General features: G+C 65.0%; 19 protein-coding genes and 1 pseudogene. 6 read left to right on the forward strand and 14 right to left on the reverse strand.

The window, feature by feature from the left end:
* Positions 1-11 precede the first annotated feature (11 nt).
* On the reverse strand, positions 12-665 hold the full coding sequence (locus BM275_RS18360) for a carbonic anhydrase (protein ID WP_244153891.1): 654 nt from the start codon (positions 663-665) through the stop codon (positions 12-14).
* Positions 666-959: 294 nt separating this feature from the next.
* Complete coding sequence (locus BM275_RS18365) at positions 960-2,024, reverse strand: PA0069 family radical SAM protein (RefSeq protein ID WP_090522797.1); 1,065 nt, start codon at positions 2,022-2,024, stop codon at positions 960-962.
* 299 nt (positions 2,025-2,323) lie between these two features.
* Here BM275_RS18365 and BM275_RS18370 point away from each other — a divergent pair, with 299 nt between their 5' ends.
* The gene (locus tag BM275_RS18370; protein ID WP_046618235.1) at positions 2,324-3,394 is read left to right on the forward strand and encodes an acyltransferase family protein; all 1,071 of its coding nucleotides are present in this window, start codon (positions 2,324-2,326) and stop codon (positions 3,392-3,394) included.
* Between the two features lie 92 nt (positions 3,395-3,486).
* On the opposite strand, the gene BM275_RS18375 is transcribed toward BM275_RS18370, so the two are convergent.
* Genes BM275_RS18375 through prlC form a run of 3 tightly spaced genes read right to left on the reverse strand, consistent with a single transcriptional unit; the run spans position 3,487 to position 6,598 of the window.
* Positions 3,487-4,266: a DUF1835 domain-containing protein gene (locus tag BM275_RS18375; RefSeq protein ID WP_090522799.1), complete on the reverse strand. Its 780-nt coding sequence runs from the start codon at positions 4,264-4,266 to the stop codon at positions 3,487-3,489.
* Positions 4,267-4,271: 5 nt separating this feature from the next.
* On the reverse strand, positions 4,272-4,550 hold the full coding sequence (locus BM275_RS18380) for a YheV family putative zinc ribbon protein (protein ID WP_023445743.1): 279 nt from the start codon (positions 4,548-4,550) through the stop codon (positions 4,272-4,274).
* Positions 4,547-6,598 carry an oligopeptidase A gene (prlC, locus tag BM275_RS18385; protein WP_090522801.1) on the reverse strand — a complete coding sequence of 684 codons (2,052 nt, stop codon included), beginning with the start codon at positions 6,596-6,598 and terminating at the stop codon, positions 4,547-4,549. Before prlC ends, BM275_RS18380 begins: the two co-directional genes overlap by 4 nt.
* 257 nt (positions 6,599-6,855) lie before the next feature.
* Between prlC and BM275_RS18390 the strand changes: the two genes are divergently transcribed.
* Complete coding sequence (locus BM275_RS18390) at positions 6,856-7,392, forward strand: gamma carbonic anhydrase family protein (RefSeq protein ID WP_090522804.1); 537 nt, start codon at positions 6,856-6,858, stop codon at positions 7,390-7,392.
* 6 nt (positions 7,393-7,398) lie between these two features.
* Here BM275_RS18390 and BM275_RS18395 read toward each other — a convergent pair.
* Positions 7,399-7,824, reverse strand: a pseudogene (locus BM275_RS18395) (VOC family protein).
* A 96-nt stretch (positions 7,825-7,920) separates the two neighbouring features.
* On the opposite strand from BM275_RS18395, the gene BM275_RS18400 reads away from it, so the two are divergent.
* Positions 7,921-8,904 carry a zinc-dependent alcohol dehydrogenase family protein gene (locus BM275_RS18400; protein ID WP_090522806.1) on the forward strand — a complete coding sequence of 328 codons (984 nt, stop codon included), beginning with the start codon at positions 7,921-7,923 and terminating at the stop codon, positions 8,902-8,904.
* A gap of 173 nt (positions 8,905-9,077) precedes the next feature.
* Here BM275_RS18400 and BM275_RS18405 read toward each other — a convergent pair whose 3' ends face one another.
* The 3 genes from BM275_RS18405 to BM275_RS18415 all read right to left on the reverse strand — a co-directional run bounded on the left by BM275_RS18405 (position 9,078) and on the right by BM275_RS18415 (position 11,788).
* Complete coding sequence (locus BM275_RS18405) at positions 9,078-9,848, reverse strand: MetQ/NlpA family ABC transporter substrate-binding protein (RefSeq protein ID WP_090522807.1); 771 nt, start codon at positions 9,846-9,848, stop codon at positions 9,078-9,080.
* 255 nt (positions 9,849-10,103) lie between these two features.
* Positions 10,104-10,781: a methionine ABC transporter permease gene (locus tag BM275_RS18410; RefSeq protein ID WP_014822197.1), complete on the reverse strand. Its 678-nt coding sequence runs from the start codon at positions 10,779-10,781 to the stop codon at positions 10,104-10,106.
* The gene (locus BM275_RS18415) at positions 10,781-11,788 is read right to left on the reverse strand and encodes a methionine ABC transporter ATP-binding protein (RefSeq protein WP_090522809.1); all 1,008 of its coding nucleotides are present in this window, start codon (positions 11,786-11,788) and stop codon (positions 10,781-10,783) included. Before BM275_RS18415 ends, BM275_RS18410 begins: the two co-directional genes overlap by 1 nt.
* 264 nt (positions 11,789-12,052) lie before the next feature.
* Between BM275_RS18415 and katE the strand changes: the two genes are divergently transcribed.
* Positions 12,053-14,188: a catalase HPII gene (gene katE / locus BM275_RS18420; RefSeq protein WP_090522811.1), complete on the forward strand. Its 2,136-nt coding sequence runs from the start codon at positions 12,053-12,055 to the stop codon at positions 14,186-14,188.
* 201 nt (positions 14,189-14,389) lie between these two features.
* On the forward strand, positions 14,390-15,877 hold the full coding sequence (locus BM275_RS18425; protein WP_090522813.1) for a DASS family sodium-coupled anion symporter: 1,488 nt from the start codon (positions 14,390-14,392) through the stop codon (positions 15,875-15,877).
* A gap of 42 nt (positions 15,878-15,919) precedes the next feature.
* Here BM275_RS18425 and BM275_RS18430 read toward each other — a convergent pair whose 3' ends face one another.
* The 4 genes from BM275_RS18430 to zur are packed head-to-tail and all read right to left on the reverse strand — an operon-like array spanning position 15,920 to position 18,479.
* Positions 15,920-16,432 (reverse strand): YgjP-like metallopeptidase domain-containing protein, encoded by a 513-nt coding sequence (locus BM275_RS18430; protein WP_090522815.1) that lies wholly within the window; start codon positions 16,430-16,432, stop codon positions 15,920-15,922.
* The gene (znuB, locus tag BM275_RS18435) at positions 16,429-17,214 is read right to left on the reverse strand and encodes a zinc ABC transporter permease subunit ZnuB (RefSeq protein WP_014822193.1); all 786 of its coding nucleotides are present in this window, start codon (positions 17,212-17,214) and stop codon (positions 16,429-16,431) included. Before znuB ends, BM275_RS18430 begins: the two co-directional genes overlap by 4 nt.
* A gap of 12 nt (positions 17,215-17,226) precedes the next feature.
* Positions 17,227-17,997 carry a zinc ABC transporter ATP-binding protein ZnuC gene (gene znuC / locus BM275_RS18440; RefSeq protein ID WP_014822192.1) on the reverse strand — a complete coding sequence of 257 codons (771 nt, stop codon included), beginning with the start codon at positions 17,995-17,997 and terminating at the stop codon, positions 17,227-17,229.
* On the reverse strand, positions 17,994-18,479 hold the full coding sequence (gene zur / locus BM275_RS18445; protein WP_014822191.1) for a zinc uptake transcriptional repressor Zur: 486 nt from the start codon (positions 18,477-18,479) through the stop codon (positions 17,994-17,996). The genes znuC and zur overlap by 4 nt, the downstream gene beginning before the upstream one ends.
* 64 nt (positions 18,480-18,543) lie before the next feature.
* Here zur and BM275_RS18450 point away from each other — a divergent pair, with 64 nt between their 5' ends.
* A complete protein-coding gene (locus BM275_RS18450) occupies positions 18,544-19,605 on the forward strand; it encodes a zinc ABC transporter substrate-binding protein (protein ID WP_090522817.1) in 1,062 nt (353 codons plus the stop codon).
* 133 nt (positions 19,606-19,738) lie between these two features.
* Here the strand turns inward: BM275_RS18450 and aptA are convergent, their stop codons facing one another.
* Entirely contained in the window at positions 19,739-21,064 is a 1,326-nt protein-coding gene (gene aptA, locus BM275_RS18455; RefSeq protein ID WP_090522819.1) for an omega-aminotransferase AptA, read from the reverse strand.
* Between the last annotated feature and the right edge of the window lie 93 nt (positions 21,065-21,157).

The following is a 21,157-nucleotide window of genomic DNA, read 5'->3' on the forward strand; positions in this document are numbered from 1 at the left end:
CGGCCGGCAGTTCAGGCCTGCAGGTAGCGCGGTGCGGGCGTTGCCACCGGTAGCGGGCCGTCGCCGTCCAGCGGCGCGAAACGGCCGCTGGTGGCGTCGTAGGCGAGGATTTCGCTGGTCTCGATGCAATAGACCCAGCCGTGGATCGACAGCTGACCGCCGGCGAGGCGCGCGGCGACCGAGGGATGGGTGCGCAGGTGGTCGAGCTGGGCCACCACGTTCTCTTCGGTGAGCACGCCCAGGGCTTCGCCGGCGGCGCAGCTGCAGTTCTGCTCCACCAGGCTGCGCGCCACTTCGCAATGGCGCAGCCAGGCCTTTACCGTGGGCATCCGTTGCAGGCCGCTGGGGTCGAGCACCGCTTTCATCGCGCCGCAGTCGGAATGCCCGCAGATGATGATGTGCTGCACGTTGAGCGCCATCACCGCGTACTCGATGGCGCTGGAGACGCCGCCGTTCATCTGGCCGTAGGGTGGCACCACATTGCCGACGTTACGGGTGACGAACAGGTCGCCGGGCGAACTCTGGGTGATCAGCTCGGGAACGATGCGCGAGTCGGCGCAGGTGATGAACATCGCACGCGGCTGCTGGGCCCTGGCCAAGCGGGCGAACAGCGCCTGCTGTTCGGGATAGACCTCGGTGCGAAAGCGGCGAAAGCCATCGACCAGATGGGCGAAGGATTCGTCGGCGCTCTCGTCTCGGGCATTCCGGCCGCCACGTGCGGATGGTTCGTTGCGCTCGGCGCGAGCGGTGAAGATTTCACGCTTGGGTGGTCTCCTGATGCAGGGCAAGGCATGCCAGCACTCATCCAGGCCGGTTGTGCGGCTGGTGACTGGATGGTCACATTTGCCCCGAGGCTAGTCAGTGAGACTTAACTGAAACTGAACGAACCGCTCTAGGACGAGCCTTTTCGGCTTTCTAATTGCTGTCGTAGTGATGGCGCTGGCGGCGCTTGCGAGGTCTCAGAGCAACGACATCTGCGAACCCGGCACGGCAAAACGACTGCAATCAAGGCCGTAGTTCTGATCCCGTCGGTTGAAGCCCAGGCGCTTGCACGCCAGCTGAAAGCGTTGCGCCAGCAGCTGGGCGAATTGGCCTTCACCGCGCATGCGGCTGCCGAAGCGGCTGTCGTAATCCTTGCCGCCGCGCGATTGGCGCACCAGGCTCATGACATGGGCAGCGCGCTGCGGGAAATGCTCCTGCAGCCATTCATCGAACAGCGTGGCCACTTCGTGGGGCAGGCGCAGCAGCACATAGCCGGCCGAGCGCGCACCGGCCTCGCGGGCGGCTTCGAGCAAGCGCTCAAGCTCCATGTCGTTGATCATCGGAATCATCGGCGCGCACATCACGCTGACCGGCACGCCAGCCTCATGCAGGGTGCGCAACACCCGCAGGCGCGCCGAGGGCGAGGCTGCGCGCGGCTCCATGATGCGTTTCAGTTCGTCGTCCAGCGTGGTCAGGCTGACGGAGACGCTGACCAGCTGCTGCTCGGCCAACGGCACCAGCAGATCGAGATCGCGCAGCACCAGCGAACCCTTGGTAATGATGTGCACCGGGTGCTTGAAGCGCAGCAGGATCTCCAGCGCCTGGCGCGTCAGACGCTGCTCGCGCTCCAGCGGCTGATAGGCGTCGGTATTCACCCCCAGCGCGATCGGTTGCGGCACGTAGCCCGGCTTGGAGAGTTCCTGTGCGAGGCGCTCGGCGAGGTTGGTCTTGGCGATCAGCCGCGTCTCGAAATCGATGCCGGGCGACAGGTCCCAATAGGCGTGACTGGGCCGCGCAAAGCAGTAGATGCAACCGTGTTCGCAGCCTCGATAGGGATTGACCGAGCGATCGAAACCCACGTCTGGCGACTGGTTGCGGGTCAGTACGCTCTTGGCCGTCTCCAGGCGCACTTCGGTGGCGCGGGTCGGCGGCACGTCCTGTTCCCAGCCGTCGTCGTACGCCTCGCTGCGTGTCGGGGCGAAACGGTTGTCCGGGTTGATCGCAGTGCCGCGGCCGCGTGGTGTGGCACGGGGGAAGCTCATGGGGTGTCGGTCTGATTACTGTTCATTCATACAGTAATCGTCTCGGCGACAGCGCGCCAGGGCCACTGATCGGTGCTGCCTGCTACCGCCTGTCGGTTGGCTCGGGAACATTTGCGCTGCGCTCGGGACAAAGGGGCTGACCGGGTAACGCTTGCACGCGCGAGCGACGCCTGTCGTGGCGGCCGGCAAACAACAAGGACGATCGGAGCGCGGTGCGCGACCGATCCGGCAGTACCGGCATGCACCGCTTGCGTGCGCCCCTTTTATTAGTCACTGCCGTTACTCGTCAGGAGCAGACCATGCATCCCACCGGCTCTTTCCACACCCGGGAGAATAATTTCGACTTCCTGCGCTTCTTCGCTGCGGCGCTGGTGCTGTTCGCCCACAGCTATCCGCTGGTTGGCCGCCGTGGAGATGAACCCCTGACGTTGCTCACCGGCTACGAAAAGGGCGGCTCGATCGCCGTCGGCATCTTCTTCGTCATGAGCGGCTATCTGATTGCCTCGTCCTGGCTGGCTAGCAGCAGCCCGAAAAGCTTCCTGATCAAGCGGGCGCTGCGCATCTTTCCGGCGTTGATCGTCGCGGTATTGCTCTCGGTGTTTGTCATCGGGCCGCTGGTCACCCATCTGACCCTCGGCCAGTATCTCGCAGCCGACGGCACCTGGACCTATCTGCAGAACATCCTCTTGGTGACACGCTACGAGCTGCCCGGCGTATTTACCGGCAACGTCTACCCCGACGTGGTCAACGGCTCGCTGTGGACGTTGCCGCTGGAAGTGCTGATGTACATCGGCGTGATGATTCTCGGGCTAACCGGTTTCCTCAAGCGCCGGCTGATCTTCCTGCCGATTGCCGTGCTCGCCATCGGGCATTTCTGGCTGCTGGGCAAGCTGGGTATCGAGTCCTACTTCATCAAGAACATCTTCAAACTGGGGCTGCTGTACTACAGCGGCTCGGCACTGTTCCTCTATCGCGACGACATCCCCTGGCGCGGCTGGATCGCGGCGCTGTTGTTCGCCGCGCTGGTGGCAACCTTCCGTACCGACATCGGCCCGCTGGTGTACTTCATCGCACTGCCGTATCTGGTGCTCTATCTGGCCTACGCGCCGCTGCCGCTGATCTCGCGTTTCGGCAAGTACGGCGATTTTTCCTATGGCCTGTACATCTACGCCTTCCCGTTCCAGCAGCTGACGGTCTACCTGTTCGGTCCGCAGGTCGGCGTGCTCGGCCTGACGCTGATCGCCTTCGTGCCGACGCTGATCCTCGCTGCGCTGTCCTGGCACCTGATCGAAGCGCCGGCAATGAAGCTCAAGCGCCTGTTTGCTTCGCCACCGCAGCCGGGGCGAGCGACGCCGAAGGTCGAAGGCTGATTTGGACTGGTACAAAAAAGGAACCCGCCACTTGGCGGGTTCTTTGTTTGAGAGGTTGGGCGCGCCGAGTCTTGGCCGCGAAGTGAAGTCTTTCACCTCATGACTCGGCGCACCTGCAGATCACGGTAACCGGCTGTTGGATCGCCCTGTACCTCCAGACGCCCTGCGGCAGCCAGTACGCGGGCGCGCCAGTAGAGGAAGAAATCCGTGGGAAAGAAGCCGTCGCAATGGCCCATGACCTCGGCCATCGCACGCGCCAGCGGAGCGAATTCGTCCGGGCTGGCAGCGACCAGCGCCGCGTCGATCAGCCGATAGTCTTCGCCCCGAAACGCCCCCTCGAACCAGCGGCGAATGTCATGCGAGCTGGCGCACTGCTCGTGCCAGACCGCAGCGAGTTCAGCCTGGCGAGACGCGGGAACCGCCTGTGGGCTGTATAGCGCCGCCAGTGCCTCGGGCGAATGCATGGACACCGCCTTGCGCTGGCCGGCGCGGCTGTCTCCGGTGCCGCAAGCGACTTCGTGCAACCCGCAGCTGGAGCCCTGCAGCAGCGCGGCGATGCGAGCCAGCAGCAGCTGTTCGGATGCGCTGTCGCCGTGCCAGACCGTTACGGCTGCAGCCTGTTTGGCTAGGTTGGCTAGCCAGAGTGCATCAGCCGCCAGCTCATCGGCGAACACCGGGCGTGGCGCCACCTCCGAGGGCCAGACCTGCTCCCAGAATGCGGCGCGAGCAGCGCAAGGCGCACGATCCACGTCATTCAGCGGGCCGACAGCCAGGTCGTCGCGCAACACTCGCACCTGTGCCTCGGGCTCGAGCCTGGCCAGCAGCGCACGTACGCTGTCGCCGGCCAGGTCGCCGCAGGTCAGGTGCAGCACAGTGGCTACTCGGGCTTCTTCAACTTCGGATTAGGGAAAAACTGCACCGACTGCACCTGCGGGTTGGCCGGCTTGGGCTGGACCTTGTTGACTCGCGTGCCCAGCTCCATCGGTACGGACTGGCCCTGGGCATTGAGGGTGTCGGCGTAGCCGCAGTCGATGCATTCGCGGTGCGGCACACCGTCGACGTCCCACATCTTGATGCAGTCCGTGCCGCTGCATGCGGGGCACACGGCCCCGGCGATGAAGCGCTTGGTGGTGACACGGGTTACTTCGTCGTTCATGCCGCGGCCTCCGCTACCAGCCCGAGGTGGCGCAGCAGGGCGTCGATGGACGGCTCGCGGCCTCGGAAATCGACGAACAGTACCATCGGCTCCTGGGAGCCGCCACGGGCCAGGATCGCCTCGCGGAAGGCGCGCCCGGTCTCGGAGTTGAACACACCTTCTTCCTCGAAGCGCGAGAAGGCATCGGACGACAGCACCTCGGCCCACTTGTAGCTGTAGTAACCGGCCGCATAACCACCGGAAAAGATGTGCGCGAAGCTGTTGGGGAAGCGGTTGTAGGCCGGTGGGCGCATCACCGAGACCTCGTCGCGGATGTGCTCGAGTACCTGCAGCACGCTGCGACCGTCGCCATGGGTGGCGTGGAGTTCGAAGTCGAACAGGGAGAATTCAAGCTGGCGCGCCATCATCATGCCGGACTGGAAGTTCTTCGCCGCCAGCATCATGTCCAGTTTGTCCTGCGGCAGGCGCTCGCCGGTCTGGTAGTGGCCGGAGATGTGCGCCAGGCCTTCGGGGTCCCAGCACCAGTTCTCCATGAACTGGCTCGGCAGCTCCACGGCATCCCAGGCCACGCCATTGATGCCCGAGGCGCCGGCGTGCTCGACCTGGGTCAGCAGGTGGTGCAGGCCATGGCCGAACTCGTGGAATAGCGTGGTGACTTCATCGTGGGTCAAGAGCGCAGGGCGCTCGCCCACCGGCGGGGTGAAGTTGCAAACCAGGTTGGCTACCGGCGTCTGCAGCGTGCCAGCGGCGGTACGGCGCTTGTCGCGGGCGCCATCCATCCAGGCGCCGCCGCGCTTGTTCGGCCGCGCATAGAGGTCAAAGAAGAAGCGCCCGACGTGCTGGCCGTTCTCGGTGATCTCGAACAGACGCACTTCGGGATGCCAGCCGTCGAAGCCTTCCAGCTCGTGAATCTCGATGCCGTACAGGCGCTGGACGATACAGAACAGCCCGGACAGCACCTTGTCGATCGGGAAGTAGGCGCGCAGCTCTTCCTGGTTCAGGCTGTAGCGCTGCTGGCGCAGTTTCTCGGCGTAGTAGCCGAGGTCCCAGCTCTGCAGGTCGTCCAGGCCCTGTTCGGCGGCGAAGGCGCGCAGTTCGGCCAGGTCCCGCTCGGCGAACGGCTTGCTGCGCACCGCCAGGTCGCGCAGGAAGCTCAGCACCTGTTCGGTGGATTCGGCCATCTTGGTCGCCAGCGACAGCTCGGCGAAGTTGCCGTAGCCGAGCAGGCCGGCCAGCTCGTGGCGCAGCTCGAGGATCTCGGCCATCACCGGACCGTTGTCGAACTGTCCGGCGTTCGGGCCCTGGTCCGAGGCGCGGGTGCAGTAGGCGGTGTAGACCTCCTCGCGCAGGTCGCGGTTGTCGGCGTAGGTCATCACCGCGTAGTAGCTGGGGAATTCCAGGGTGATCAGCCAGCCGTCGAGGCCCTTGGCCTTAGCCGCCTCGGCCATCTGCGCCTTGGCCGAGTCGGTGATGCCGGCCAGCAGGCTTTCGTCGGTGATGTGGCGGGTCCAAGCCTGGGTCGCGTCCAGCAGCTGGTTGGAAAACTTGCTGCCGAGCTCGGCGAGCTTCATCTGGATGGCACCGAAGCGCTGCTGCTCCACCGGTGGCAGGTCGATACCGGACAGGCGGAAGTCGCGCAGCGAATGCGCGAGGATGGTCTTTTGCGCCACTTCGAAGCCAGCCGCCGCGGGGTTTGCAGCCAGTGCCTGGTAGGCCTCGAACAGGTCGCGGTTCTGTCCGAGTTCGGTGTAGTAGGCCGACAGCTTGGGCAGGCAGGCCTCATAGGCGGTGCGCAATTCCGGGCTGTTGCACACGGAATTGAGATGACCGACCGGCCCCCAGGCCCGCGCGAGGCGATCGTTCAGCTCGTCGAGGCCGACCACCAGGGTCTGCCAGTCGAGGCTCTCGGCCGGGCGGCTGAGCAGTTCCTGGATCGCCACGCGGTTGTCACCGAGGATGGTGTCGATGGCCGGCTCGACGTGCTCCGGGCGAATCTCGGAGTAGGGCGGCAGGTCGAATTCTTGCAGCAGGGGATTGTTCGCGCTCACGGGGACACCTTGTGACGAAGAGGATTGCAGGCCGCTCACTGGAGCGAGGCTGGACAGGCCAGCGCGCAGGCAGATGTCCTAGATGGACGCGCTGCCGCGCTTTTTCAACGCCGGGCGACGAAACGCGCCGCCGGGCAAGCAGCCGGTAGTTAACTCTGACCACGCCAGGCGGCATGCTGCTCAGGCCTGGTTTAACGCGGCAATGCCGGCCATCTTAATTACAATCGGCCCTCCCCGCAGCCAAAGAGGTTTCTATCGTGGCGATACGCAGCTACCACAACAGCACTCCACAACTGGGCGAGCGCGTGTTCGTCGACGACTCCGCGGTGGTCATCGGCGATGTCGAGATCGGCGCCGACAGCTCGGTCTGGCCGCTCACGGTGATTCGCGGCGACATGCACCGCATCCGCATCGGCGCACGCTCGAGCATCCAGGACGGCAGCGTGCTGCACATCACCCACGCCGGGCCGTACAACCCGGATGGCTTTCCGCTGACCATCGGCGACGAAGTCACCGTCGGCCACAAGGTCACCCTGCACGGCTGCACCCTGGGCAATCGCATCCTGGTCGGTATGGGCTCGATCGTGATGGACGGCGCGGTGGTCGAGGATGAAGTGATTATCGGCGCCGGCAGCCTGGTGCCGCCGGGCAAGACGTTGGAAAGCGGCTATCTCTACGTTGGCAGCCCGGTAAAGCAGGCCCGTCCGCTGACCGAAAAGGAGCGCAGCTTCTTCAGTTACACCGCCGGCAACTACGTGAAGCTCAAGGATCAGCACATCGCTGAGCGCGGCTGATCCTGCTCACTTGGCGAACAGCTGACTCATGTCCTTGAATGCCTTGAACTCCAGCGCATTGCCGCAGGGGTCGAGCAGGAACATCGTTGCCTGTTCGCCGACCTGGCCCTGGAAGCGCACGTAGGGCTCGATGACGAAGCGCGTGCCGCGCGCCTTCAGCCGCTCGGCCAGTGCCTCCCATTGTTCCCAGCCAAGCACCACGCCGAAATGCGGCACCGGCACGTCGTGGCCGTCCACCGGGTTGCTATGCGCCGCCTCCTGATGCGGCATCTTCGGTGCTTCGTGGATCACCAGCTGGTGGCCGAAGAAATCGAAATCCAACTAGTGTTCGCTGCTGCGGCCCTCGGCGCAGCCGAACGCCTCGCAGTAGAAGGTGCGGGCGGCGGCCAGATCGTGGACGGGAATGGCGAGGTGGAAGGGCGAAAGCGTCATAGATGGCACTCCTGAGCATGGGACGCTTCGAGTCTAGAGCCTTTTTCCACCGATCGGCCTACGCTCAGCAGAACAGAGACGAAAGGAGAGCCGTCGATGCGCGCCATGTTGCTGGAACAGATTGGCCAACCGTTGCAGCTGCGCGAAGTGCCCGAGCCGCAAGCGGGGCCAGGGGAGCTGCGGGTCAAGGTACTGGCTTGCGGCGTCTGTCGCACCGACCTGCACGTGGTGGACGGCGAGTTGCCGGAGGCGCCGCTGCCGATCATCCCGGGTCACGAGATTGTCGGCCGCGTCGATGCGCTGGGCGAAGGCGTCAGCGGTTTCGAGCTAGGCCAGCGGGTCGGCATTCCCTGGCTCGGGCATACCTGCGGCACCTGCAGCTATTGCCAGCACGCCGAGGAAAACCTCTGCGATGCGCCGCAGTTCACCGGCTACACGCGGCCGGGCGGTTATGCCGAATACGTGGTGGCCGACGCGCGCTTCGCCTTTGCCCTCGGCGAGGAGGGCGATGCCGTGGCACTGGCGCCGCTGCTCTGCGCTGGGCTGATCGGCTGGCGTTCGCTGGTCAAGGCCGGTGATGGCAAACGTCTCGGGCTGTACGGTTTCGGCGCCGCGGCACATATCGTCATGCAGGTGGCGCGTTGGCAGGGGCGCGACGTGTATGCCTTCAGCCGCCCGGGCGATGTGGCCGCGCAGGATTTCGCTCGTTCGCTGGGTGCGGTTTGGGCCGGGGATTCAGGGGAGCTGCCACCGGTGCCGCTGGATGCGGCGATCATCTATGCACCGGCCGGTGAGCTGGTGCCGGCGGCGCTGCGAGCCGTGCGCAAGGGCGGCCGGGTGGTCTGTGCCGGCATCCACATGAGCGACATTCCGAGCTTCCCCTACGACATCCTCTGGCAGGAGCGCGAGCTGGTTTCGGTGGCCAACCTGACCCGTCAGGACGGCCTGGACTTCTTCCCGGTCGCCGCGCAGGTCGGCATTCATACCGAAACCCATGCCTATCCGCTGGAACAGGCCAACCAGGCGCTGGACGATCTGCGCCATGGACGCTTCCAGGGCGCGGCAGTGCTGGTGCCCTGACGGGGCGGCGTGATGAAACGGTGGAAAATCGCTGCGCGAGTGTTCCACCCTACGAGGCATCGGCATGAGTTCTCGTAGGGTGGAAAACGGTGCAGCCTTTTCAACCGGATGGCCGAGCCCTCAAACGAAAAACCCCGCCGAGGCGGGGTTTGTTCAGGACTACGCGGTCACGGTCAGAAGGCCGGAACCACGGCACCCTTGTACTTCTCCTCGATGAACTTGCGCACTTCCTCGCTGTGCAGCGCGGCGGCCAGCTTCTGCATAGCGTCGCTGTCCTTGTTGTCCGGACGGGCAACAAGGATGTTCACGTAGGGCGAGTCGCTGCCTTCGATGACCAGGGCGTCCTGGGTCGGGTTCAGCTTGGCTTCCAGCGCGTAGTTGGTGTTGATCAGCGCCAGGTCGACCTGGGTCAGCACGCGCGGCAGGGTCGCGGCTTCCAGTTCACGGATCTTGATGTTCTTCGGATTCTCGGCGATGTCCTTCGGCGTGGCGGTGATGCCGGCACCATCCTTCAGCGTGATCACGCCGGCCTTGGCCAGCAGCAGCAGGGCGCGGCCGCCGTTGGTGGCGTCGTTGGGAATGACCACGGTGGCGCCACTGGGCAGTTCGTCCAGCGACTTGACCTTGCTCGAGTAGGCGCCGAAGGGCTCGATATGTACACCGGCAACGCTGACCAGCTCGGTGCCCTTGCCCTTGTTGAACTCATCCAGGTACGGCTGGTGCTGGAAGAAGTTGGCGTCCAGGCGCTTCTCGGCGACCTGGATGTTCGGCTGCACGTAGTCGGTGAACACCTTCACGTTCAGCTCGACGCCTTGCTCGGCCAGCTGCGGCTTGACGAACTCCAGCAGCTCGGCGTGCGGCACGGCGGTGGCGGCGACGTTCAGGGTTTCGGCCTGCGCGGAAAACGCGGCAACGGCGGCCAGGGCGACAATCAGTTTCTTCATCGTTCGGTTCCTTCAGAGGTAGATCGGGGTGCGAATTTCGCTCGCCCTAGCAAGCCGTCGAAAAACTAGCTGCGTTGGCAATACTGCGTTAAAAACAGGCTCGGAGTGCTCATTTAGAGTACTAAACTCCGCGTCCTCGCCTGTTTTGACTCGTTACACTCACCCTTCGGGCCAGCCTTCGGCTGTTACTCCCGCTGGTCGTTGCGCCTTGTCTTGCCTGCCTCGCCTACGTTTTTTCAACGGCCTGCTGATGGTTCATTTGCGCGAAAAGTGCGTCACCAGCCTGTCGCCGACGCTTTGCAGCACCTGCACCAGCACCAGCAGCAGGACCACGGTGACGACCATCACGTCGGTCTGGAAACGCTGGTAGCCGAAGCGGATGGCCAGGTCACCGAGGCCGCCGGCCCCCACCACACCGGCCATCGCGGTGTAGGACACCAGGGTGATGGCGGTGACGGTAATGGCGGCGATGATGCCCGGACGCGCTTCCGGCAGCAATGCGCTGAAGATGATCTGCCGCGTCGTGGCACCCATGGCCTGTGTCGCCTCAATGATGCCGCGGTCCACCTCGCGCAGCGCGGTCTCCACCAAGCGCGCGAAGAACGGCGCAGCGCCCACCACCAGCGGCGGGATGGCACCGGCCACGCCCAGCGAGGTGCCGGTGATCAGCACGGTGAAGGGGATCATCACGATCAGCAGGATGATGAACGGCAGCGAGCGCAGCACGTTGACCACGAATGACAGCGCGGCATACAGCGGGGCATTTTCGAACAGCTGACGCGGGCCGCAGAGAAACAGCAGCACGCCCAGCGGCAGGCCAAGCAGGATGGTGAACAGCAGCGAGCCGCCGAGCATCAGCAGGGTGTCCAGCGTCGCCAGCCAGATCTCGTACCAGTCGACATTCCCCAACAAGGAGCTGAAAAGGGCTTCCATCAGCGCAATACCTCCACGTGCACGTCAGCGGCCTGCAGTTGTGCCATTGCCGCTGCCATGTCACCGCCGATCAGCGCCAGCGTGAGCTGGCCGTAGGGGGTGTCCTTGATGCGATCGATGCGCCCGGACAGGATGCTGTAGTCGACCCCGGTTTCACGGGCGACCGTGCCCAGCAGCGGCTTGTAGGTGGCGTCGCCCTGGAAGGTCAGGCGCAGGATGCGGCCCGGCACATGAGCGAAATCGTCGTGCAGCTCGCTTTCATCCATCGCCTCGTCTTCCAGCACGAAGCGCTGGGTAGTCGGGTGCTTGGGATGCAGGAACACTTCGGTGACCGGCCCCTGTTCGACGATGGCACCGGCATCCATCACCGCGACGCGGTCGCAGACGCGGCGGATCACGTCCATCTCGTGGGTGATCAGCACGATGGTCAGCTTCAGTTCGCGATTGATCTCGGCCAGCAGCTGCAGCACCGATGCGGTCGTCTGCGGGTCGAGGGCGCTGGTGGCTTCGTCGCAGAGCAGGATGCTCGGCTCGGTGGCCAGCGCACGGGCAATACCGACGCGCTGCTTCTGACCACCGGAGAGCTGCGCCGGGTACTTGCGCGCGTGGTCCTTGAGGCCGACACGGTCGAGCAGGGCGGCGACGCGGGCGTCGATCTCACTGCGCGAGCGAATGCCGGCCAGGCGCAGCGGCATGGCGACGTTGTCGGCCACGGTCTTGGACATCAGCAGGTTGAAGTGCTGGAAGATCATCCCGACGCGCTGGCGGAAGCGCCGCAGGCCGTCGGCATCGAGCGCGGTGACATCTTCGCCGTTGACCAGGATGCGCCCGCCGGAGGGTTCCTCGAGGCGGTTGATCAGACGCAGCAGCGTGCTCTTGCCGGCGCCAGAATGGCCGATCAGGCCGAAGACTTCACCGGAGGCAATCTCCAGCTGCGTCGGCTGCAGGGCAGGGACGTCTCTGCCGCCGGTCCGATAGGTTTTGTGGACTTGATGGAATTCGATCACGGGCGAACCTTGTGGGTGCGGCGTTCGTTGCCGGGATATTCGGCGAAAGCCGGGCATTCTACCCGTTTGCCGGTCGGGTCGCTCGAATGTGCCCATTCGATTGACTGAATATATCGCTGCCATAGGCAATGCAAATCGTCGCAGCCGGCAACCTTGCAGCCGTTGCCGGGGTCACTAACCGGTACGCCGTGAATTGATCACGCATCTGGCCAGCCCCCGGCCCGATCGTTCGCGGTTCAGCTAACCGGCTAACCGAGGCCCATCATGACGCACAAGACCCCCAAACAGAGCGAGCTCGCCGGCACCGATACCGTCGACCGCGCCAATCACAACGCCAAGCTCGATCAGCTGGAAGAGTTTCGCAGCGACGCCACCGGCGAGGCGCTGCGCACCAACCAGGGCGTGAAGATCGCCGACAACCAGAACACCCTTAAGGCCGGCGATCGTGGGCCCTCGCTGCTCGAAGACTTCATCATGCGCGAGAAGCTCACTCACTTTGACCACGAGCGCATCCCCGAGCGCATCGTGCATGCGCGTGGTTCGGCGGCGCACGGTGTGTTCGTCAGCTACGCCGACCACAGCTGGCTGACCAAGGCCTCGTTTCTCGCCGCCGAAGGCAAGGAAACCCCGGTCTTCACGCGCTTCTCCACCGTGCAGGGCTCGCGCGGCTCGGCAGACACCGTGCGCGACGTGCGCGGCTTCGCCACCAAGTTCTACACCGACGAGGGCAACTTCGATCTGGTCGGCAACAACATGCCGGTGTTCTTCATTCAGGACGCGATCAAGTTTCCGGACTTCGTGCATGCGGTGAAACCCGAGCCGCACAACGAGATCCCGCAGGCGCAGTCGGCCCACGACAGCTTCTGGGATTTCGTCTCGCTGACGCCGGAGTCGGCACACATGGTGCTCTGGACCATGTCCGACCGCGCCCTGCCGCGCAGCTTCCGGGCGATGGAAGGCTTTGGCGTGCACACCTTCCGCCTGATCAACGCCGAGGGCGTCAGCCGCTTCGTCAAGTTTCACTGGAAGCCGGTCGCGGGCGCCTTCTCGCTGGTCTGGGACGAGACGCTGAAGATTGCCGGCAAGGACCCGGACTTCAACCGCCGCGACATGTGGGAGTCCATCGAGATGGGCGACTACTTCGAGTGGGAGCTGGGCGTGCAGGTGGTGGAAGAGGCCGACGAGCACAAGTTCGATTTCGACCTGCTCGACCCGACCAAGATCATTCCCGAGGAGCTGGTGCCGGTGCAGAAGCTCGGCAAGATGACCCTCAACCGCAACCCGGACAACTTCTTCGCCGAAACCGAGCAGGCCGCCTTCCACATCGGTCACATCGTTCCGGGCATCGACTTCACCAATGACCCGCTGCTGCAGGGCCGGTTGTTCTCCTACACCGACACCCAGCTGCTGCGTCTCGGTGGGCCAAACTTCCACGAGATCCCGATCAACCGTCCGCTGTGCCCGTTCCACAACAATCAGCGCGACGCCTTCCATCGTCAGACGATCCACAAGGGCCGCGCCAATTACGAGCCCAACTCGATCGACAGCGGCTGGCCCAAGGAAACCCCGCCGGCGGCCCAGGGCGGCGGCTTCGAGAGCTATCCGGAGCGGGTCGAGGGCCACAAGATCCGCAATCGCAGCGAATCCTTCGGCGACCACTTCTCCCAGGCCACGCTGTTCTGGAACAGCATGAGCGCGCCGGAGAAGGAGCACATCATCGGCGCCTACACCTTCGAGCTGGGCAAGGTGGAGCGGGTGTTCATCCGCGAACGCCAGGTCAACGAGATCCTCGCCAATATCGACCTGGAGCTGGCCCGCCGTGTCGCCGAAAACCTGGGTCTGCCGGCGCCGAGCGCACCGACCGTGACGCCGAAGACGCCAACCCCGCAGGATTCGCCGGCGCTGAGCCTGATGAACCATGCACCGGGCAACATCAAGTCGCGCAAGGTGGCCATCCTGGTAGCCAACGGCGTCGATGGTGCGGCGATCGATGCGTTCAAGGCCAAGCTGGCCGCGGAGGGCGCGCTGGCCAAGATCATCGGTCCGTCACTGGCGCCGGTGAAAACGGCGGACGGCAAGATGCTGCCGGTCGATGCCGCGATGGACGGCATGCCATCGGTGATGTTCGACGCCGTGTTCGTCCCCGGCGGCGCCGATGCGGCTGCGGCAATGGCCAAGTCTGGCGAGGCCAAGCATTACGTGCTGGAAGCCTACAAGCACCTCAAACCCATCGTGATGCTTGGCGCCGCGCGGCCGCTGCTGGCATCGCTCGGCCTGCAGCCCGACACCGGCTTGCTCGAAGGTGACGATGTGGACGGGGTGTTTGGCAACTTTGCCCAGGCACTCGGTCAACATCGGGTCTGGGCCCGCGAGGGTGCGGCGGAGGCAATTCCCGCCTGAGGTTTGCGCAAGGTTCGGCGCGGGCGCCAGCCCGCTCGAAACGTGCTGCGAGCCATCGACCACAGAACGCCGGCGCATGCCGGCGTTCTGCTTTTTTTACTTGGTTAACTCGCCGCAAAGGCCCGCAATAGACACAGGTCATGGTCTCGCTGATCTGGCTTGCCCATGCTGAAGGCGTCTGTCAGCGGATGGAGCCATACCATGAGCGATACCCCTAACGTAGCCCTTCGCCAAGGTCTGCTTGGCATCCCGATCGGTCTGTTGGTGGCCGTACTGGCGCTCATTGGCGTGCTGCTGATGCCACTGCCTGCCGACCTGCCCGTGGCCGGCCAGCGAGTGCTGGCGATCCTGGTGTTCGCGGTGGTGGTGTGGATCACCGAGGCGGTGTCCTACGAGGTCAGCGCGATCATGATCACCGCGCTGTTGGCGTTCCTCGTTGGCACGGCGCCTACGCTGGAAAACCCCGAGGTGGTCTACGGCACCTCGAAGGCGATAGGCATGGGGCTTTCCGGTTTCGCCAACCCCGCCTTGGCTCTGGTCGCGGGCGCGCTGTTCATCGCCGCAGCGATGACGCTTACCGGGCTCGACCGGCGCATTGCCTTGATGACCCTCTCCAGGGTCGGCACCAGTTCGCGGCATATCCTCGGCGGCACGCTGGTGGTCATCGTCCTGCTCAGCCTGGTGGTACCCAGCGCCACGGCGCGCGCCGCCTGCGTGGTGCCGATCATGCTTGGCATCATCACCGCATTCGGGATCGACAAGCGTTCGAACTTCGCCGCCGGCATGATGATCATCGTCGCCCAAGGCACCAGCATCTGGAACATCGGCATCCAGACCGCAGCGGCGCAGAACCTGCTGCTGGTGGGCTTCATGGACAAGCTGCTGGGTGAACGAGTCAGCTGGATCGACTGGCTCATCGCCGGCGCACCCTGGGCCGTGATGATGTCCTTCGTCCTGCTGTTCATCGTGCTCAAGCTGCTGCCGCCGGAAACCGAGCGGATAGCCGGTGGCAAGGAAGCCGTGGCACGCTCGCTCGCCGAACTTGGGCCGATGACATCGGCGCAGAAGCGCCTGCTCGCCGTGTCCATCGGGTTGCTGCTGTGCTGGGCCACCGAGGGCAAGCTGCACAGTTTCGACACCACCAGCACCACCTACGCGGGACTGGTGATCCTGATGCTGCCGCGCATCGGCGTGATGAACTGGAAGGAGGTTCAGACGCGAGTGCCTTGGGGCACGGTGATCGTCTTCGGCGTCGGGATCAGCCTCGGCACGGTATTGCTCACGACCCAGGCCGGACAGTGGCTCGGCGCGCAGGTGGTGGCCCACACCGGGCTTGGCGTGGTGGGGCCGCTGGGCATCTTCGCCATTCTCGGCGCCTTTCTCATCGTGATCCATCTGGGCTTTGCCAGTGCCACGGCGCTGACCTCGGCCATGCTGCCGATCCTGATCTCGGTGTTGCTGAGCCTGCCAGGGGATTTCAGCCGGCTGGGGATGACCATGCTGCTTGGCTTTGTCGTCAGCTATGGCTTCATCCTGCCGATCAACGCGCCGCAGAACATGGTTTGCCTGGGCACCGAGACCTTCAGCGCCCGGCAATTCGCCAAGGTCGGCGTGCTGGTAACGCTGATCGGCTATCTGAGTATGTTGCTGTTCGCGATGACCTGGTGGCGCTGGCTGGGTTGGGTCTGAGCAGCCCTACATTTCGGATCGACGCCTGGCAGCACTGATGCGCTAGGCGTTCTTGCCCGGTAGCGCCTCCAGCTCGCGCCAGTGCAGGAACAGGCGCAGATCGAACTCGATCTGCCCGTAGCCGGGCAGCATGTGTTCGCACAGCTTGTAGAAGGCGCGGTTGTGCTCGCTTTCGCGCAGGTGGGCGAGCTCATGCACCACGATCATCTTGAGGAATTCCGGCGCTGCCTCGCGAAACAGTGCGGCGACGCGGATCTCCTTTTTCGCCTTGAGCTTGCCACCCTGCACCCGTGACACCGCGGTATGCAGGCCCAGCGCGCGATGGGTCAGGTCCAGGCGATTGTCATAGAGCACCTTGTCGATCGGCGGCGCGCTTTTCAGGTGGTCCTGCTTGAGCTGCTGCACGTAACCATACAGCGCCTTGTCGCTCTGCACCTGATGGCGGCCGTGGTAGCGCCGCGCGAGGTAATCGCCCAGGCGATCCTCGGCGATCAGCTGGCGTACCTGAGCCAGCAGCGGCTCGGGGTAGCCGCGCAGGTACTTCAGGTCACTCATGCGCGCTTCGGCCAGGCGAAGCTGAGCAGGAACAGCGCGGCGGCGCTGACCACGATGGACGGGCCGGCCGGAGTGTCTTCGAACCAGGACAGCGTTAGCCCCAGGCACACCGCGACGATGCCCAACACGCTGGCGCCAAAGGCCATCTGCTCCGGGGTACGTGCATGGCGCTGCGCCGCGGCGGCGGGAATGATCAACAGCGAGGTGATCAGCAGCACGCCGACGATCTTCATCGCCACGGCGATCACCACGGCGATCAGCAGCATCAGCGCCAGGCGGATACCGGCCACCGGCAGGCCTTCGACCTTGGCCAGCTCCTCGTGCACGGTGATCGCCAAGAGTGGCCGCCACAGCGGAATCAGCATCAGCAGCACCAGGGCGCTGCCGCCGATGATCCAGGCCAGGTCGCTCGGCCCCACGGCGAGCAGATCGCCGAACAGATAGCCCATCAGGTCGATGCGCACGTCATCCATGAAGCTCAGCGATACCAGGCCGAGCGACAGCGTGCTGTGGGCGAGGATGCCGAGCAGCGTGTCCGAGGCCAGCGGCTGGCGCTGCTGCAGGGTGACCAGCAAGAGCGCGAGCAGCACGCAGCCGACCGTCACCGCCAGGGTCAGGTTGACGTCGAGCATCAGCCCGAGGGCGACGCCGAACAGCGCGGCGTGGGACAGGGTGTCGCCGAAATAGGCCATGCGCCGCCAGACGACGAAGGAGCCGAGCGGGCCGGCGACCAGCGCCAGGGCGAGGCCGGCGAGCAGGGCGTTGAGAAGGAAATCGGGCATCGGAGGCTCTGTCTAGTGCTTGCAGTTCGGGCCGTGGACGTGGGGTTTGCCGGTCACCACGCTGCCGTGCAGGTCGTGGCTGTGGTCGTGCTGGTGGTGATAGATCGCCAGACTGCGCGCGTCCTGGCCGAACAGCTCGACGAAGGCCGGGTCGCTGCTGACCTGTTCCGGATGCCCCGAACAGCAAACGTGGCGATTGAGGCAGACCACCTGGTCGGTGGCGCTCATCACCAGATGCAGGTCGTGAGAAACCATCAAAACGCCGCAGCCGTAGCGGTCGCGCAACACGCCGATCAACCGGTACAGCTCGGCCTGGCCGGCGACGTCGACGCCCTGCACCGGTTCGTCCAGCACCAGCAGCTCCGGCTCGCGCAGCAGCGCGCGGGCGAGCAGCACACGCTGCATTTCGCCGCCGGAAATCTTTTGCAGCGGGCTGTCGATGACGTGTTCCGCACCGACTTCACCCAGCGCCGCCAGTGCGCGGGCACGATCGACGCCAGGTACCAGGCGCAGAAAGCGCAGCACCGACAAGGGCAGGGTGGCATCTACGTGCAGCTTCTGTGGCATGTAGCCGACGCGCAGCTTCGGCTTGCGCCAGACCTGCCCGCGATCAGGTTTCAGCAAGCCCAGCACGGCGCGGACCAGGGTGGTCTTGCCGGCCCCGTTGGGGCCGATCAGGGTGACGATCTCGCCGCGATGCACCTGCAGTTGCGCGCCTTCCAGCACGTTCTGGTTGGCGAAGCGCACGTGGATGTCATCCAGCCGCAGCAGCACCTCGCTCATGCGGCTTCCCGGCAGTTCGAGCAGAGGCCGACCACTTCCACGGTCTGCCCCTCGACGGCGAAGCCGACGCTGCCGGCGGCGCTGTCGATGGCCTCGGCGATGGCGCGTTGCTCGAGTTCGATGGCGGTGTGGCAGTGCCGGCAGATGAGGAACTGGCCCTGGTGCGGATGCTCCGGGTGGTTACAGCCGATGAAGGCGTTGAGCGACGCGATGCGATGCACCAGGCCGTTCTCCAGCAGGAAATCCAGCGCGCGGTAGACGGTGGGCGGCGCGGCGCGGCGGCCATCCTGCTCGCTCAGTACGGCAAGGATGTCGTAGGCGCCGAGCGGCCTGTGGCTTTGCCAGACCAGCTCCAGCACACGCTTGCGCAGGGCGGTCAGGCGCACGCCCTGGCGCGCGCAAAGGCTGTCGGCTTCGGCCAGCGCGTGGCTGACGCAATGGTCATGGTCGTGGGGCGTACAGGCCAGCGGGGTTTTGGACATGAGCGGCGACGTGTTGGGGTAGAGACGTTATTATGTACCAATTCCCTCCGTACGAGTGACGCCCGTGAATCGTCTTTTTTCCCTTCCCTTGCTCGCGGCGCTGGTTGCTGGCGCCGCGTCCGCCCACGCCGAAGTCCGCGTGCTGACCAGCATCAAGCCGCTGCAGCTGATCGCCGCGGCGGTTCAGGATGGCGTCGGTGAGCCTGACGTTCTGCTGCCGGCGAGCGCTTCGGCGCATCATTACTCGCTGCGACCGTCCGACGTACGGCGTATCCGCGATGCGCAGCTGTTCTACTGGATCGGCCCGGATCTGGAGAGCTTCCTGCCGCGCGCACTGAGCGCTCGCGAAGGCACGACCGTGGCGGTGCAGGACCTGCCAAAGCTGACCCTGCGTCGGTTTGGTGATGCGCACGCGCACGACGAGACTGAACATCACGATCACGACGATCACGACGATCACGACGATCACGACGATCACGACGATCACGACGATCACGACGATCACGACGATCACGACGGCCATGACCATGATGCTCATGAGCATGACGAGGCCGCGCATGGCGAGACCGCCCATGCCGACGAGCACGACCACGACCATCGCCCGGGCACGCTCGATGCGCACCTGTGGCTGCTGCCGGCCAACGCCCTGATCATCGCAGAGCGCATGGCCGCTGACCTGGCCGCCGCCGACCCGGCCAACGCACAGCGTTACCAGGCCAACTCGGCGGCCTTCGCCCAGCGCATCGAGGCGCTCGACGCCCGCCTCAAGCAGCGCTTCAGCAAGGTGCAGAACAAGCCGTTCTTCGTCTTCCACGAGGCCTACGACTACTTCGAGTCGGCCTACGGCCTGCGTCATGCCGGCGTGTTCAGTGCCGGTGGCGAGTCGCAACCCGGCGCGCGGCATGTGGCGGCGATGCGCGAGCGGTTGCAGCAGGCCGGGCCGAGCTGCGTGTTCAGCGAACCGCCGGCGCGTCCGCGCCTGGTCGAGACGCTGACCGCCGGCTTGCCGGTGAAGATGGCGGAACTGGACGTGCTGGGCGTCGGCCTGGCGACGGATGCGCAGGGTTACGAGAAGCTGCTGGAAGGTCTCGGTGTCACCCTGGCCGACTGCCTGGAATCGCTCTGAGACCGCGCCGCAATGGCATTGGTGGGCTGAAGCCCACCCTACCGAACGTCCACCGGCCCCCTGTAGGGTGGGCTTCAGCCCACCGGTTTTCCCTGCAAATACGGCGAGAATGGCTCGTCAGGCCGGATAAGCCTCAGCCGGCCTTACGTATACCGTCGGCGAGCAACTCCATCATCTGGTCGATCTCGGCCTTCTCGACGATCAACGCCGGCGACAGCGCAATGGTGTCGCCGCTGGCGCGTACCAGCAGGCCCTTCTCGAAACACTCGCGGAACACTTCGTAACCGCGCTTGCCGACGCCATCGGCATAGGCGGCGAACTGGATGCCGGCCACCAGTCCGACGGTGCGGATGTCGATCACGTTGGGCAGGTCCCTGAGGCTGAACAGTGCTTCCTGCCAGTAGGGCTCCAGGTCGATGGCCTTCTGGAACAGGTTCTCCTGCTGATAGATCTGCTGGGTCGCCAGTGCCGCTGCGCAGGCCACCGGATGCCCGGAGTAGGTGTAGCCGTGGAAGAACTCGATGACGCTTTCCGGTCCCTTCATGAACGCATCGAACAGGTGGTCGGCGACCAGCACCGCGCCCATGGGAATCGCGCCGTTGGTCAGGCCCTTGGCGCAGGTGAGGATGTCCGGCGTCACGCCCCAGCGCTGGGCGGCGAAGGCTTCGCCGACACGGCCGAAGCCGGTGATGACCTCATCGAAGATGAGCAGGATGCCGTGCTTGGCGGTGATCTCGCGCAGACGCTGCAGATAGCCCACCGGCGGCAGGATGACCCCGGCCGAGCCGGACATCGGCTCGACGATCACCGCGGCGATGTTCTCCGCGCCATGCAGCACCACCAGCCGTTCCAGTTCATCGGCGCGCTCCACGCCATGCTGCGGCAGGCCGCGGCTGAAGGCGTTGCGTTGCAGATCCAGGGTGTGCGGCAGGTGATCGACACCCGGCAGCATCGGGCCGAAGGCGCGGCGGTTGTTGGCCATGCCGCCCACCGACATGCCGCCGAAACCGACGCCGTGATAGGCCAGCTCGCGGCCGATCAGCCGCGTACGCGAGCCCTGACCGATGGCGCGCTGATAGGCGAGGGCGATCTTCAGCGCGGTATCCGCCGACTCCGATCCGGAGTTGGTGAAGAACACCCGGTTCAGCCCTTCGGGGCTGATGGCGGCGAGTTTCTCGGCCAGCTCGAAAGGTAGCGGATGGCCCATCTGAAAGGTCGGCGCGAAGTCCATCTTGGCGATCTGCCTGCTCACGGCTTCGCTGATCTCGCGTCGGCCATGGCCGGCATTGCAGCACCAGAGCCCGGCCGTGCCGTCGAGTACCTGGCGGCCGTCGCTCGCCGTGTAATACATGCCCTCGGCGCTCTCCAGTAGGCGTGGCGCGGCCTTGAACTGGCGGTTGGCGGTAAAGGGCATCCAGAAGTGATCGGGCGAGGCGTTGGGATGGAAATCCTGTGACATGGGGCTGGCTCCGGGTGGCGAGCGGCTATGCTGCGACGGCGAGCCGCAGGGTTTTCATCGAGTCTATGTTTAATAAAACGAACAAAACAAGGC

The organism is Stutzerimonas kunmingensis (assembly GCF_900114065.1).
Taxonomy (GTDB): domain Bacteria; phylum Pseudomonadota; class Gammaproteobacteria; order Pseudomonadales; family Pseudomonadaceae; genus Stutzerimonas; species Stutzerimonas kunmingensis.

Coding starts and splice junctions, on each gene's coding strand:
- katE (WP_090522811.1), top strand. CDS start 12,053: ATGACGCACAAGACCCCCAAACAGAGCGAGCTCGCCGGCACCGATACC.
- BM275_RS18365 (WP_090522797.1), bottom strand. CDS start 2,024: ATGAGCTTCCCCCGTGCCACACCACGCGGCCGCGGCACTGCGATCAAC.
- BM275_RS18425 (WP_090522813.1), top strand. CDS start 14,390: ATGAGCGATACCCCTAACGTAGCCCTTCGCCAAGGTCTGCTTGGCATC.
- BM275_RS18370 (WP_046618235.1), top strand. CDS start 2,324: ATGCATCCCACCGGCTCTTTCCACACCCGGGAGAATAATTTCGACTTC.
- BM275_RS18380 (WP_023445743.1), bottom strand. CDS start 4,550: ATGAACGACGAAGTAACCCGTGTCACCACCAAGCGCTTCATCGCCGGG.
- BM275_RS18405 (WP_090522807.1), bottom strand. CDS start 9,848: ATGAAGAAACTGATTGTCGCCCTGGCCGCCGTTGCCGCGTTTTCCGCG.
- znuB (WP_014822193.1), bottom strand. CDS start 17,214: ATGCCCGATTTCCTTCTCAACGCCCTGCTCGCCGGCCTCGCCCTGGCG.
- BM275_RS18430 (WP_090522815.1), bottom strand. CDS start 16,432: ATGAGTGACCTGAAGTACCTGCGCGGCTACCCCGAGCCGCTGCTGGCT.
- znuC (WP_014822192.1), bottom strand. CDS start 17,997: ATGAGCGAGGTGCTGCTGCGGCTGGATGACATCCACGTGCGCTTCGCC.
- BM275_RS18410 (WP_014822197.1), bottom strand. CDS start 10,781: ATGGAAGCCCTTTTCAGCTCCTTGTTGGGGAATGTCGACTGGTACGAG.
- aptA (WP_090522819.1), bottom strand. CDS start 21,064: ATGTCACAGGATTTCCATCCCAACGCCTCGCCCGATCACTTCTGGATG.
- zur (WP_014822191.1), bottom strand. CDS start 18,479: ATGTCCAAAACCCCGCTGGCCTGTACGCCCCACGACCATGACCATTGC.
- BM275_RS18400 (WP_090522806.1), top strand. CDS start 7,921: ATGCGCGCCATGTTGCTGGAACAGATTGGCCAACCGTTGCAGCTGCGC.